Source organism: Bartonella taylorii 8TBB (genome assembly GCF_902825155.1).
GTDB lineage: Bacteria > Pseudomonadota > Alphaproteobacteria > Rhizobiales > Rhizobiaceae > Bartonella > Bartonella taylorii_A.
This window is the reverse complement of record NZ_CADEAG010000001.1, coordinates 146,846-160,141: the sequence shown is the minus strand read 5'-3', so window position 1 is coordinate 160,141 and position 13,296 is coordinate 146,846. Positions and strand designations below refer to the sequence as shown.

Below are 13,296 nucleotides of genomic sequence, written 5' to 3'. Positions count from 1 at the left end.
ATTGATGGTGCTGCTTATCTATGAGGTAAAAATCAAGAGTTTTGGCTTAATGAAGCACTGCCTTTCATTCGTTTTTAAATTGTATTTTGGCAAAACATGATCATAAATGATGGTCGATAGATGCCAAGTTTTGAAAATTTGAGGACTTGATGAACACAGCGTATTCTTTATCTAAACCTCTTGAGCGTCGCCGGTCTGTTGGTGTTGCTGTTGGCGATGTGATGGTTGGTGGCAATAATCCGATTGTTGTTCAGTCGATGACCAATACCGATACTGCCGATGTTGATTCAACCGTTGCACAAATTGCTGCTCTTTGGCAGGCTGGTTCCCAATTGGTTCGCATCACCGTTGATCGTGATGAAGCTGCTGCTGCTGTGCCCAAAATACGGGAACGATTGGAGAGGTTGGGTTTTTCTGTACCATTGGTGGGAGATTTTCATTATATTGGTCATAAGCTTTTATCAGAACATCCTGCGTGTGCGCAGGCGCTTGCAAAATATCGGATCAATCCTGGAAATGTTGGTTTTGGTGCAAAAAAAGATCGCCAATTTGCGGAAATTATCGAGATTGCTTGTCAGTACCGTAAACCTATTCGTATTGGTGTGAATTGGGGATCCCTTGATAATGTGTTGTTGACACGGCTTATGAATGAAAATGCACAGCAGGAAAATCCCTTATCTGTGGCTGAAGTCATGCGGGAAACTGTTGTTCAGTCGGCTTTGCATTCGGCCGCTTTAGCTGAAGAGCTGGGATTGGGACGTGATAAAATTATTCTTTCTGCTAAAGTCAGTGATGTTCAAGATCTCATTGCTGTTTACAGTAGTTTGGCTGGGCGTTGTGATTATGCGCTCCATTTGGGTTTGACAGAAGCGGGAATGGGAACAAAGGGTGTCGTTGCTTCTTCTGTGGCTTTGGGAATTTTGTTACAGCAAGGAATTGGAGACACACTCCGTATTTCATTAACACCTGAACCTGGTGGAGATCGAACACGAGAAGTGAGGGTTGCTCAAGAGCTTTTGCAAGTGATGGGGTTTCGGCAATTTTTGCCTGTTGTTGCCGCTTGTCCTGGTTGTGGTCGTACAACTTCGACAGTCTTTCAGCAGTTGGCGCAAAAAATTGAAGCGGGTTTGTACAAAAATATGCCTATCTGGCGTGAAAAATACCCTGGTGTTGAAAGTTTGAAGGTGGCAGTGATGGGATGTATCGTCAATGGACCAGGGGAATCAAAACATGCTGATATTGGAATCTCTTTGCCTGGAGTAGGAGAAAGTCCTGCGGCACCTGTTTTTATTGAGGGGCAGAAGGTAAAGACTTTGCGGGGTAACCATATTGCCGAGGAGTTTGAATCTCTCTTGAGTGATTATATTCATACACGCTTTGGACAAGGTTGAAGAAACCATTGAAGAGGATTAAAACAAAGAAAATCTTTTATTTTGTATAGTTTTCTCCTTGTATTTTTCTGTTGTGCGCGCTGGCGAACTTTTAATTCTCGCGTGTTGCACTAAAGCGGGCTGCTTGTTGAAGTGGTTTTGCTTTAGCGCCAAAAGGGTGTAAAAGTGCTTCTGCTTTAGTGATGAGTTCGTCCCGCTTTTTTTGTGTTTCTTCAATGCCATAAAGACGAACAAAGGTTGCTTTATGCGCTGTTTTATCTTTACCTGCTGTTTTTCCTAGGACTTCACTTTTGGCCGTGACATCGAGAAGGTCATCCGTCAATTGAAAGGCTAAACCAAGATATGTTCCAAAAGCAGCAAGTTTTTCTGTGAATTCTTTGGATGCATTGCCGATAATTGCGCCTGCTTGGCAAGCAAAGCTTATCAGAGCGGCTGTTTTCATGCGTTGTAGAGTGATAATGTTGGTGCTCTCTTGCGGTTTTTTTTCCGCTTCAAGGTCAAGTATTTGTCCGCCTACCATACCACCAACTCCTGATGCTTGTGCAAGAGCTGTGACCAGTTTTATTCTGGTGTCAAAGGGGAGTGTGCTGGCTTTATCGGCTATGATTTCAAAGGCAAATGTTAAGAGAGCATTGCCTGCTAGAATTGCTGTTGCTTCATCAAATGCTCTATGAACTGTGGGTTGTCCGCGTCGGAGTGTGTCGTTATCCATGGCGGGAAGATCATCATGGATGAGTGAGTAACAGTGGACACATTCTAAGGCACATGCAATATCAAGAGAGTGTTCAGCAGGGATATCAAAAAGTGCCGCACTTTGCATAACAAGAAAAGGACGTAGGCGTTTTCCACCATTCAGCACACCGTAGCGCATGGCTTTGATGAGGGTTTCAGGACGGGCAATTTCACCAGTTTGAACTTGATTACTTAACAGTGTATCAAGTCGCTTTTCAACGGTGTGCGCATGTTCTGCAAGAAGGGTGGTAAATTCATGCATTTGTGCTTCCTTTATTTTTGAAAATGGGGTTCTGGAATTTCAAGAGAGGCTTTTTTATTAAAAATTTATACCCACTGTAAGCGGAAGTCTCTGTTAAAGCCAAACAAAAATTGAATAAAAATCTCATGAGAAGGTTTCAATCGGTGTATGAAACTATCATTTTTGATAATAGTATTACCATTTTTGACATTGCCTCTTCTTTTTAATCAGTGTATAAGGCTATCAGATTTTCTAATTTTTTGACAAAGGCTTTGTCGTTTTTGACATTGCCTCTTCTTTTTTAGTGGATTTGGAGTGTCTCTTTATGGCTGTACCTAAACGAAAAACCTCTCCTTCGAAGCGAGGTATGCGCCGTTCGGCTGATGCCTTGAAGGCGCCAACTTATATCGAAGATAAAAATTCTGGTGAATTACGTCGCCCTCATCACATCGATTTGAAGACTGGGATGTATCGCGGACGTTCAGTTTTACCCCCTAAAGATTGAGATTTTATTTCCCTATTAGGTTAAGGCTTATTTTTATTGTAGGCGAGCGCTTGTACAGGTCATGTGCTTTTCGGTTTTCTTGTTAAAAGGGTATTGGAAATAGGGTCTCCTCATTGCGTGGTAGTTTTGCGGCTTTCTTGTTATCTTGGCAAGGAGCATGGTTTTTTGTGCGTACACTTTGTATGAAGGAAGGGTGCTCTGTGTGGGGTTAGGGAAGAATTCTCTTGTTTTTATCGGTGTGGAGAATGTTGATTTGCTTGTCATTTTGACAGAATGATTTGGAAGGTTGTGCGTACCAATTTATGAGGCTTATGTCCTTTGTGAAGAATCAAAATCCTTGATCGCTATTAATAAGCTTAGTGATGGAATACATCTTAGATGCATTCGATAAAGAGGGTTACAGGAAGATTAAAAGATCTTTTTTTGATATAAGATAACTCTGTAATGTTATTTATATCGTGGACAACTCCACTAAATTATTTTGAGATGAAGTAACTTAGCGGATTTCGTGTCAAAGATTCTTTTGTTTATGAAAATTCATAAATAAAATAAAACCAGCGATATGCTGGTTTTGTTTTTTATCAAAATATTTTAGCTTAGTTTCTTATGCAGCGTAGACAGCTTCACTGTTTGTGTTTGCTTCATCTCTCTCAGCTTTAAATTCGTGCTTTGTTTTTTTTGAGAGATGCATTTCTATGAGATTTATGGCTTCTGTTTCAGAGAGATTATTAATAACAGCAATTTCACGGGCCATTCTTTCAAGTGCAGCAGTATAAAGCTGACGCTCAGAATAAGATTGCTCGGGCTGTAGGTTTGAGCGAAAAAGATCGCGCACCACTTCAGCAATACAAATAAGATCTCCCGAATTGATTTTAGCATCATACTCTTGAGCACGTCGTGACCACATGGTTCGTTTAACGCGTGCTTTCCCGTGTAGAGTTTTCAATGCGCGTTCAACAGAGTCAACAGCAGATAATTTGCGCATTCCAACGGAAAGGGCTTTTGCAATTGGCACCTTGACATCCATTTTATCTTTTGCAAAATGAATAACAAAGAGTTTTAATTTATGTCCCGCAACTTCTTGATCTTCGATCGCTATAATTTGACCCACTCCATGGGTAGGGTAAACGATATATTCAGAGGTTGCAAATCCTTTGATACTGGAGGACGTTCCGTGCTGGGATGCCATATTTTAATTTACTCCCTTTATGACCAACAAACGTATCGGAAAACAGGCTATAAACCTGAATTTTGAGTATTCTTAACCAAGTATATTACACGAATTTAATGAGCATAAAAGTTGAGTACTTTTAAATTCAACAAAAATACATTGCTTTACAAAAAAAGCAATGAACAATACTTAGAAAGATGATCGTATTAAAATAACATTAACATCAAAGTTCAAAAGAATCAATCATTTCGCTGAAGAATTTTTATTTTTACAAGAGAATTTTCTTCATTGTTGAAGGCGTATGGTGTGTGTTGTATCATTATTATTCACCACTTCCTGGATTTTCTGAAAAATATTTTTCTAATTTATTTGGAACGCCATCCATTTCTTTTGCTTGAGGAAGAGGGTCCTTGCGGGTAGTTAAATTAGGCCATTTGTTTGCATATTGAAGATTAAGTTCTAACCACTGTTCGAGCCCCGGTTCAGTGTCAGGTTTAATGGCTTCTGCTGGACATTCTGGCTCGCACACACCACAGTCTATACACTCATCGGGGTGAATGACAAGCATATTTTCACCTTCATAAAAACAATCGACAGGGCAAACTTCAACGCAATCAGTATATTTGCAGTGAATGCAATTGTCTGTTACTACATAAGCCAAGATCTAGCTCCATTTGTTATTTTAGTGATCTTTGGAGGAGAGTGTATCTGTGTCTTTGTTCTTTACAAGTTTATTCCGTAGCACAGCTAATTTTGCAAAAGGTGAATCAGGATTAAGGGGTTTTTCTTTTTGAAATGATTTATTATTCGCACGTTTAGTATAAGGTTTTTGAGACTTATCAGAATACCTTGTGTATGGTGTGGCTTCTTGGGTGGTGTTTTCGTTCGCGCTTACCCCTTTTTTAAATGCTTTTTTCGGTTTATTTTGCCGCCTGTGATGAGATTTATCATGTTTTTTATGCGCGTGGTTGTGTGAATGATGATGATAACGCCATAGTAAAACAACTTTATCTTCTGCTGCGATACGTTTTTGCTTGGCAAAGTCGCCCACAGGTTCAGCCGCTGGTAAACAATCTATGGTGTTGGTTACGATATTGGGTCGTGTTTTAACACAAGTGGTTAAGACACTTTTTTCTCCTTGTGTTGTTTGTGAGGCTTTCATTGTTTGCCATTGATCACCGACGAATTCTGCCGCAGGAACATCCTGCGTTGTTGTACATGCATGGGAAGAAGCTTCGTATGCGAGGAGATTTTGTTCAAAAACAGTGCTGCTCACGGCATGCGCTTGATAACCAAGTCCTTTAAGAATTTCTTCCATATCGGTTCCATTGGCTCCAAGAATAGACATCATTGTGGATGTGACAAAAAAACTTTTACCATCATAGGCGCCTTCGGGTTTTGGTTCACCCCCTTGTTTCCAATGAAGTGCGGGGCGGATGAGGTTTGCAAGCCGTTCTAAAATATCAACGCGCACAGCACGTTGCCCTAAGATTCGATAACCGGCTAACTGATAAAATTGGCGGTTGTATGTAGGATCAACAACAAGAGAAGTCCGCCCTGCAGACAAAGCTGCAAAAATTTCACTCAAACCAGTTTGGTCATGACCCTCATTTTGAAGGTTCCATAGCAGAGTAATGGCTTGGACAGGGGCTGGTTTAAGTATTCCTATAACATAGATATGAAAAGCTCCAAAACGCACACCTAGCCGCCGGAGCACGGCCCGTGATTCTTGGTCCAGACCTTTGACGATTTCAGCAACTTCTCGACGGGGCAAGATTCCTAAAGAGTGGACAAGTTGTGCGGCAAGGCCGCTTGTTGAATCCGTCAAACACTCAGCATTTTGCAAATCAAACAGTGGTTTTAAAGCCGTTTCAAAATGAAAAGCAACAAAACGCTCCAGGCGTTTTACTACGTTATCGCGAGCTTCCCCCGTTAATTGCGCATCTGCCAAAATAATCAGTTTGGGTTTTAAAAATTCCTCTGTTGCAACAAGTTGCCCTACCGGTTGACCAATCCAGCGCACAATTCCATCAGAACTGAGTGTAAAATCTTTATTGGCACAAGCACAAAGGCGGGTTGCACGTTTGGAAAAAGCAAGAATCAAACTTTCATTCTCTATGAAGTTTTGTGTTTCAGCGCTTTGATCGACACTAGTTTTGTTCGCATAAAAACGAAAGCCTTCAAATTTGCCACTTCCCTCTTTTTCAATAAGAATATCATCCTGAAAAATCTCATTCTGTTGAACAATCTTAATATCCATGATCATTTTCTTTCTCAGCGCTAGACTGGTAAAAAGCTTATTTCCGACAATTCCATCATTGTGTTGCTCCCTTTAACACGTTTGTTGTATTTGCTTCAATAATTCTTGTCGTTTTTTGATGCATCTTTTTTCTTTAACTTTGGGTATTTCCTTTTTTATTTACCTTGGATATTTCATAGATGTTCATTACACGTAATGGTTGTATTGTAAAGCTGGAAGCATAAATAAACTCTTCGCTTAAAAGGCAAGTTAGCCAATCATCAAACAAAACAGCATTTATTTTGCCTGTCATTTTTATTTTTTTCTAGTCTGTTACAAAAATATTACAGAGAAAGCTTTTCCATATATTTTGTGCCGAGGAACGGCGTACATCATATTGCCGTTTTGTAGGCAAAACTGTGTTCTATGACGATAAGTTTTAAAATTGTAATAAAAAAACAATTGCGATTATAAATTTACACGCTAAAGTAGTGCCATTAAAACAAACAACTTTTGCGTTCTTTTTGAGAAAGAACAATGGTGTCGTTGCCAAATCAATTTTGATAATTTTAATCGCAAGGGGTTATTATGGGTAATCTTTCAAATGCTGTTTACAAGAACAGCAAAAATTATAGCGACGCGGATAAAAGCTTGGGACGTAATATGATGCGTTCTGCTATGCAAGCGCCTTATCTTGAACGACAAAAGGAGCATGATTTGGCTTTGCGCTGGAAAGATAAACGCGATGATGAGGCTATGCATCAAATTGCAGCGGCGCATATGCGTTTGGTGATTGCGATTGCTAACCGTTTTAAACGTTTTAAAATGCCATTGGGGGATCTGGTACAAGAAGGATATGTGGGGTTGCTAGAAGCTGCTGCGCGTTTCGAACCTGATCGGGAGGTCCGTTTTTCGACTTATGCAACATGGTGGATACGCGCCTCTATTCAAGATTATATTTTACGAAATTGGTCTATCGTTCGAGGAGGAACCAGTTCTTCACAAAAAGCGCTTTTCTTTAATCTTCGGCGCTTGCGGGCGAAATTGGTGCAAGATGATAGTGCTCTTTCAAAACAAGATATCTTTCGCACAATCGCTGAAAAACTCGGCGTTTCAGTTAATGATGTTGAAACAATGGATTTTCGTTTTTCGAGTTCTGATAATTCTTTGAGCGTTTCTGTTTCTGAGAATAGTGATAATCCTGTTGCAAAAATGGATGCCCTCGTGGATGATAGCCCTCTTCCTGATGCTTTAATTGAGCAAGCGATTGACGGACAACGGCGGACACAATGGCTTTATGATGCGTTGCAAATTCTTAATGAACGGGAGCTTGAAATTATTCGTTTTCGTCGTTTGAATGAAGAGGGAGCCACTTTAGAAGTTTTGGGTGAAAAGTTGGGAATTTCGAAAGAGCGGGTGCGCCAAATTGAAGCACGCGCTTTGCAAAAGCTGCGTTCTGCTCTCCTTACGGTTCATTCAGCAGATGCTTATGAGATATAAGCATTGAAGATTTCTCAAGAAAACAATCTGAAGTGAGGTTGTGCAATAAGAGGTGCGCTATCGGGAAGTCAGTTTCAAAGTTAACGAGATTGGCGTGGGAAAAATATCTCAGAATGTAAGGGATAGGAGGGAATCATAAAGGGGAGAAAAGTATGAGGGATTATTCTGTGACAATTTTAACGTTTGTACCTACCCGTAAAGTTTGGGTTGGGGAAAGTGCGTTAAGAATGCGAAAAAGTTTTTCTTTATGCCTTGTATTTTGCATTTTATTGGCAACGCTTGCAATACTGTCTCCCTGTTTAACGCGCACAACACGGATTCTCAAAGGTTTTAGCTTTTTTAACTGTGATGATGTAAGGGGATGAAAACTTTGTACCGTTCTTTCGGCAACCGCTTTAAAATTTTGAGAATCATGTGGGAACGCGCTAAGGAAACGAAAGAGGTGCTTGTTGAATAAAATGACAGCTACATCAAATTGCCATTGCTTATTGGCCGCATGGGCGTGCGCTCCAGGAAGACCTTGGATTGTTGTTGGGCGGATAGAGGATTCATCAAGTCCTACAATCCAGCCACTTTTTAAATAATCGCTCGCAGAGATTTCATTGGGATGCGGTAGTGCATCAAAACGAATAGCAGTTTTGCCCATCCCGCTGGCCCAAACAGTATGCCCTGAAGTCTCTATTGTGAAATTGTGTGGAACGGAAAAAGTTATACGCAATTGCGGGTGGATAAATTGATTTTCTCGTACAAAACCTGTATGAGAGTTGCCACCAAAAATCATGCCATCAATGCTTTTGAGAAAAGAATCGCGATCAGTGTTTTTTATGTTCACTCTACTTATTTTCCGTGCCTTTTCTATCGCACGGCGAATCCGTTGCGGAGTGGTTGGATGTGTTGCTAAAAAGTCTAAGGAAGTATTTGAGGTTCCAGAGCTATTGCGAAAGGCATTATAGGCTTCTAGTGATTGTAAAAAACGCGGCAATGCAAATGGATCATATCCTGCTCGTTTGAGCATTTCGAGTGCAATTGAATCGGCTTCCAGTTCCTGATTGCGTGAAAATTGTGCGAGTTGTTGTTTGTTGTTAATGGAGTTGTGAAGTTTTCTTCCTTTGTAAGAAAGCAGGTGTGGTGACATATGACTTGTCATCTTCAATTCGGCTTCTTTTTTCAGGCGTAAAATGCCGTGATTGGCAGTAATATGGGCTATTTCATGGGCTAAAATTGCTGCAACTTCTGAAGAGTCATTGGCCAACGCTAGCATACCGCGCGTTATGTAGATGGTGCCACTTGGGAGAGCAAAGGCATTGATACTCTCGGAGTCTAAAATTGTTACAGAATAGCTTTGGTGGCCTTGTGACACAACAGTGAGTTTACGCACAATATTTGCTAAGAGGCGCTCAAGTTTTGCATCAGAGTATGCACCGCCATATATTTGTAAAATACGGGGGTGTTGTAGTGCGCTTAATGTGACATAGATATTGTTTTTGCTGGTACGTTTAGAACCTGAAGAAGAAAGCATATTGTTGGGGGAGAGGCGCGTATGACAAGCAGAAAGGAGAAGCATTAAGCTTATGAGAGTTGCTTTATACAGTCTATTGCGAAAAGGAAAATTTCGTTGAAAAATTGGGCACTTTTGATCGTTGTGTACTGTGTTTTCTGGGTGCGTCGTGTTTTCTGATTGTATTTTGGCAAATTTCATTTGTATCTTTAAATATGTGTTTTTTACAATAAAGGAGCTTTTTGGAAAGAAGCTTTTAGGATAAGGATTCTTTTGATTTTATCACGGTTGTTATCTATAAAAAACGTCTATTTTTATAAGAAACGTTATAAAAGGAAATCTTACGAAAGGCACAGTGTTGCATGACAACATTTACAGTATTGTTAAATGGGAATGTTTGTATCACTGACCGTTTGCGTAGCCAAATTCGCAACAGTCGGGTGATTGCTGCCGATGGTGGAATGCGTCATGCAGCAGCGCTGAATGTGAATCCTGAGTTGTGGTTGGGAGATTTCGATTCATCTGATCAGTCTCTCATAGACAAATATCCTCATGTTCCACGTGAGGTTTTTCCTTCTGATAAAGATATGACCGATAGTGCTCTGGCATGTGAAAGAGCTCTACAAAATGGTGCCAAACAGCTTATTTTGTGTGGTGCTTTTGGTGGTGAAAGAAGTGATCATAGTCTTTCTCATATGACACAAGCATTGGTGATGGCTGAAAAGGGCATTGCAGTGTTATTGACGAGCGGTTTTGAAGAAGGTTGGCCGGTTTTGCCAAAGTCTTTTTCATGTGATTTACCTGAGGGTTGTTTGTTTAGTATTATCGGTTTTTCTGATTTACAAGGATTAACCCTCTCAGGTGTCAAATGGCCGCTTTGTGATAAAAATGTGTCATTTGGGTCTTCTTTAACACTTTCTAACCGTATTTGTGGAACCTTTTCTTGCCAATTAGGTTCTGGAAAAGCTATATTATTGGCGTCTGTACCTATTCCATAGAGCTCTTCCGGTATATTTGAATAAGGCAGAGGGGGGCATGGTGATTAAGTGCCGGCATGAATAATATATTTATGTATTAATCTCGAGAAGGAGAGTTTTTTATATGTTAAAGTCAATTTTAAAAGTGGCAGTTGTTTCAGCCATGGGTTTAAGTACGGTGGCTTGTTCTGTTAATGATCAACGTGTTGCACGTTACGGTGTGGGCGGCGCAGCAATAGGCGCTTTAGCTGGAACGGCAATTGCTGGTGCTAGTCCTGAAGCGGCGCTGACCGGTGCAGCATTTGGTGCGATTGCAGGAACAGTAACAGGTGCTGCAGCAAATCAAAGAAGACAGCAAAGACAGATTGTTGTTCCGCAGCCACAAATGTGCATATATCGTACCCATAGAGGTCAGGTTTATCAAGCACCTTGTGCTCACAAAGTACGGGCGCCACATACACCAAAATTGTGCACTTACCGCGATGGAAGAGGTGTCATGTATCATGCACCTTGTCATAAACGCGCTCATTAATGGCTGTGCCGCTGCTGCGGCTTGACCGCATTTTCCTAACTTTTGGATCAGCTCCTTTGCTCAACCAAGCTTGCTTGTCGGTTGAGCAAGGGGCTCGTATTGCATTGGTGGGCCGTAATGGTTGTGGAAAGTCTACGCTGCTAAAAATTGCGGCTGGGATGAGTGAGCCAAGTGGTGGGGAAATTTTTCGCCATCCTCGGGTCACTGTTCGTTATGTCTCACAAAATCCTGATTGTTCAGGCTTTGAAAATATTCACGCCTTTGTGGAAGCTGGCCTGGATGATGTGCCTGATGTGCAATGGATAAACACACTTCTGGCAAATCTTGGTTTTTCAGGAACTGAGAGGTTGGAAACGCTTTCTGGTGGGGAAAAGCGCCGTGTTTCATTGTTGCAGGCTATTGCAGCGAAACCAGATATTCTTTTGTTGGATGAACCAACCAATCATCTTGATTTACCAACTATTGAATGGCTTGAGGGTGTTTTGTGTTCTTTGCGTTCCGCCATTGTGGTGATTTCGCATGATCGGCGATTTTTAGAAAATGTTACGCGTTCAACGGTGTGGCTTGATCGAGGAACCACAAAGAGGTTGGAGAAGCGTTTTTCGGAGTTTGAGAATTGGCGTGATAAGGCTCTTGAAGAGGAAGCTTTAGAACAACATAAATTGGGGCGACAGATTGCACGTGAAGAACAATGGTTGCGCTATGGGGTAACAGCGCGGCGTAAACGTAATGTGCGCCGTTTGGGGGCGTTAAAAGAATTGAGACAGCAGCATCAAACCTATAAAGGGCAACCGGGAAATGCACTTTTGACAGCTGCTAAAAGCCATAATTCCGGTCAATTGGTGCTTGAAGCAAAACGAATTTCAAAATCTTATGGTGATCACGTTGTTGTAAAAGATTTCTCTTTGCGGATTCAACGTGGTGATCGAATTGGTTTGGTGGGTCCAAATGGTATTGGAAAAACAACATTACTTTCCATTCTGATCGGCAAAGAAGCGGCCGATAGTGGGACGGTGAGGCATGGATATAACCTTTCCATGGCGTTGCTTGATCAACAGCGTACTTTAAATGGAGAAGAAACTTTAGCGCATTATCTCACAGGAGGGAGGGGTGATACTCTTGTGATCAATGGGCAAGAGCGGCATGTTGTTTCTTATATGAAAGACTTTTTATTTTTACCCGAACAAGCGCGCACCCCCCTCAAAGAATTTTCAGGTGGAGAAAGAGCGCGACTCATGCTTGCAAGGCTGCTTTCGCGTCCAGCAAATTTTTTGATTCTCGATGAACCGACCAATGATTTGGATATGGAAACATTGGATTTGTTACAAGAGTTTATTGCTGATTTTGCGGGGACAGTATTGTTGATCAGCCATGACAGAGATTTTTTAGATCGAACTGTAACGCATGTGTTGGCGCCCCAAGGCGATGGCCGCTGGATTTTGTACGCTGGTGGTTATAGTGATATGATGGCGCAGAGCAAGCAAGCTGTGTTAGCGCGTAAAGAGTTATCAAAGCCTTATGTGCAAAATCACTCAAAACAGGGAACATCGAGGGAAAAAGCGGTATCCCGCAAATTGTCTTATAAGCAAGTTTATGCACTGGAAAAATTGCCTGAACAAATTGCTTCTTTGCAGGATGAAATAAAAAAAATTGAACAAGAACTTTCTGATCCAGCGCTCTATAGCTGTGATAAAGCTCGTTTTGAGCGTCTCTCTACAATGCTTCAAGAAAAACAAATGCTTTGTATGCAAAAGGAAGAAGAATGGTTGGAACTTGAACTTTTGCGCGAAGACGTAGAAAAAGAAAAGTCTTCGGGATCTCGTGAGGCCTGAATATTATCTTATTTTAATATTTTGTAAAAATACCTTATCCCGACTAATTAACGCAAACGTAAGAATCATTAATCCGAGAGGTTAGAATGTGATCTCTCCATTTTCCGGCAATCATCAGATAATCTCTGGCGCAACCTTCTTTCTCAAAACAAAGGTGCTACTTATAAAATTCCACTTTTAATATTCTCGGGCATAGTGTTTGCCATAATTCTATGCAAGCTATAGACACGAAAGACATGAACGATTAGGGTAGATAAAATCTCGAACATGGGGCCTTTACCTTGTTGTTGTTCATCAAGAGAAAAACCAAGATGACAGGCTTGAAAAACACCACGAACCACATTTGTAAAGTTAACGACGGCGATGATTGTGTTTTCATTTTTTAATCGTATAGCATATCGGTATGCTCGTTCTTGAATGCTCTTACAAGCGAACGCATTTGCTCGTATTTTCCAAGCTGTTAGAGTGTTGTAATCATCAGATTTTACTGGTTCAAAGGGACGTAAATAGTTTGCATTGCGAAGGTAATAGGAAGACAATTCACCCGCATCTTCTAAACTGATCAATGTGGAAATTGTTCGTTTTGTTTTGATTTCCATGGTCTTCTCCTCATAAAAGTGTATGACCCCGCATATTTCTCGTGCAATTTTTTGCGTCCCATGCTGGTTTTTGTATCAG

At 41.0% G+C, this 13,296-nt stretch carries 11 protein-coding genes and 1 pseudogene; 6 read left to right on the top strand and 6 right to left on the bottom strand.

Annotated features, from left to right (window positions below; all coding sequences use genetic code 11):
• The first annotated feature begins 149 nt into the window (after positions 1–149).
• Positions 150–1,391, top strand: a complete 1,242-nt coding sequence (ispG, locus tag J7R13_RS00810; protein WP_208437036.1) for a flavodoxin-dependent (E)-4-hydroxy-3-methylbut-2-enyl-diphosphate synthase — start codon at positions 150–152, stop codon at positions 1,389–1,391.
• Between the two features lie 91 nt (positions 1,392–1,482).
• Here ispG and J7R13_RS00805 read toward each other — a convergent pair whose 3' ends face one another.
• A complete protein-coding gene (locus J7R13_RS00805) occupies positions 1,483–2,385 on the bottom strand; it encodes a polyprenyl synthetase family protein (RefSeq protein ID WP_208437035.1) in 903 nt (300 codons plus the stop codon).
• A 304-nt stretch (positions 2,386–2,689) separates the two neighbouring features.
• On the opposite strand from J7R13_RS00805, the gene rpmF reads away from it, so the two are divergent.
• The gene (gene rpmF, locus J7R13_RS00800) at positions 2,690–2,869 is read left to right on the top strand and encodes a 50S ribosomal protein L32 (RefSeq protein ID WP_004857790.1); all 180 of its coding nucleotides are present in this window, start codon (positions 2,690–2,692) and stop codon (positions 2,867–2,869) included.
• A 604-nt stretch (positions 2,870–3,473) separates the two neighbouring features.
• Here the strand turns inward: rpmF and J7R13_RS00795 are convergent.
• The 3 genes from J7R13_RS00795 to J7R13_RS00785 all read right to left on the bottom strand — a co-directional run bounded on the left by J7R13_RS00795 (position 3,474) and on the right by J7R13_RS00785 (position 6,300).
• Positions 3,474–4,058: a CarD family transcriptional regulator gene (locus J7R13_RS00795; protein ID WP_208437034.1), complete on the bottom strand. Its 585-nt coding sequence runs from the start codon at positions 4,056–4,058 to the stop codon at positions 3,474–3,476.
• A gap of 304 nt (positions 4,059–4,362) precedes the next feature.
• Complete coding sequence (gene fdxA, locus J7R13_RS00790) at positions 4,363–4,701, bottom strand: ferredoxin FdxA (protein WP_208437033.1); 339 nt, start codon at positions 4,699–4,701, stop codon at positions 4,363–4,365.
• Positions 4,702–4,722: 21 nt separating this feature from the next.
• Positions 4,723–6,300: a hypothetical protein gene (locus J7R13_RS00785; RefSeq protein ID WP_208437032.1), complete on the bottom strand. Its 1,578-nt coding sequence runs from the start codon at positions 6,298–6,300 to the stop codon at positions 4,723–4,725.
• A 567-nt stretch (positions 6,301–6,867) separates the two neighbouring features.
• On the opposite strand from J7R13_RS00785, the gene J7R13_RS00780 reads away from it, so the two are divergent.
• Positions 6,868–7,779: an RNA polymerase factor sigma-32 gene (locus J7R13_RS00780; protein WP_208437031.1), complete on the top strand. Its 912-nt coding sequence runs from the start codon at positions 6,868–6,870 to the stop codon at positions 7,777–7,779.
• Positions 7,780–7,939: 160 nt separating this feature from the next.
• Here J7R13_RS00780 and J7R13_RS00775 read toward each other — a convergent pair whose 3' ends face one another.
• Positions 7,940–9,478, bottom strand: a complete 1,539-nt coding sequence (locus tag J7R13_RS00775) for a M48 family metalloprotease (RefSeq protein ID WP_208437030.1) — start codon at positions 9,476–9,478, stop codon at positions 7,940–7,942.
• Positions 9,479–9,639: 161 nt separating this feature from the next.
• Between J7R13_RS00775 and J7R13_RS00770 the strand changes: the two genes are divergently transcribed.
• The 3 genes from J7R13_RS00770 to J7R13_RS00760 all read left to right on the top strand — a co-directional run bounded on the left by J7R13_RS00770 (position 9,640) and on the right by J7R13_RS00760 (position 12,618).
• Positions 9,640–10,275 carry a thiamine diphosphokinase gene (locus J7R13_RS00770; RefSeq protein ID WP_208437029.1) on the top strand — a complete coding sequence of 212 codons (636 nt, stop codon included), beginning with the start codon at positions 9,640–9,642 and terminating at the stop codon, positions 10,273–10,275.
• Positions 10,276–10,378: 103 nt separating this feature from the next.
• Positions 10,379–10,786 carry a hypothetical protein gene (locus J7R13_RS00765; RefSeq protein WP_208437028.1) on the top strand — a complete coding sequence of 136 codons (408 nt, stop codon included), beginning with the start codon at positions 10,379–10,381 and terminating at the stop codon, positions 10,784–10,786.
• Complete coding sequence (locus J7R13_RS00760) at positions 10,786–12,618, top strand: ABC-F family ATP-binding cassette domain-containing protein (RefSeq protein ID WP_208437027.1); 1,833 nt, start codon at positions 10,786–10,788, stop codon at positions 12,616–12,618. Before J7R13_RS00765 ends, J7R13_RS00760 begins: the two co-directional genes overlap by 1 nt.
• 43 nt (positions 12,619–12,661) lie before the next feature.
• Here J7R13_RS00760 and J7R13_RS00755 read toward each other — a convergent pair.
• Positions 12,662–13,217: pseudogene (locus tag J7R13_RS00755) on the bottom strand (GNAT family N-acetyltransferase).
• Positions 13,218–13,296: the final 79 nt, after the last annotated feature.

Bases quoted from the DNA above. Each gene is read 5' to 3' on its own strand.
- J7R13_RS00780 (WP_208437031.1), top strand. From the start codon at position 6,868: ATGGGTAATCTTTCAAATGCTGTTTACAAGAACAGCAAAAATTATAGC.
- J7R13_RS00775 (WP_208437030.1), bottom strand. From the start codon at position 9,478: ATGAAATTTGCCAAAATACAATCAGAAAACACGACGCACCCAGAAAAC.
- ispG (WP_208437036.1), top strand. From the start codon at position 150: ATGAACACAGCGTATTCTTTATCTAAACCTCTTGAGCGTCGCCGGTCT.
- J7R13_RS00765 (WP_208437028.1), top strand. From the start codon at position 10,379: ATGTTAAAGTCAATTTTAAAAGTGGCAGTTGTTTCAGCCATGGGTTTA.
- J7R13_RS00795 (WP_208437034.1), bottom strand. From the start codon at position 4,058: ATGGCATCCCAGCACGGAACGTCCTCCAGTATCAAAGGATTTGCAACC.
- J7R13_RS00760 (WP_208437027.1), top strand. From the start codon at position 10,786: ATGGCTGTGCCGCTGCTGCGGCTTGACCGCATTTTCCTAACTTTTGGA.
- J7R13_RS00770 (WP_208437029.1), top strand. From the start codon at position 9,640: ATGACAACATTTACAGTATTGTTAAATGGGAATGTTTGTATCACTGAC.
- rpmF (WP_004857790.1), top strand. From the start codon at position 2,690: ATGGCTGTACCTAAACGAAAAACCTCTCCTTCGAAGCGAGGTATGCGC.
- J7R13_RS00785 (WP_208437032.1), bottom strand. From the start codon at position 6,300: ATGGATATTAAGATTGTTCAACAGAATGAGATTTTTCAGGATGATATT.
- J7R13_RS00805 (WP_208437035.1), bottom strand. From the start codon at position 2,385: ATGCATGAATTTACCACCCTTCTTGCAGAACATGCGCACACCGTTGAA.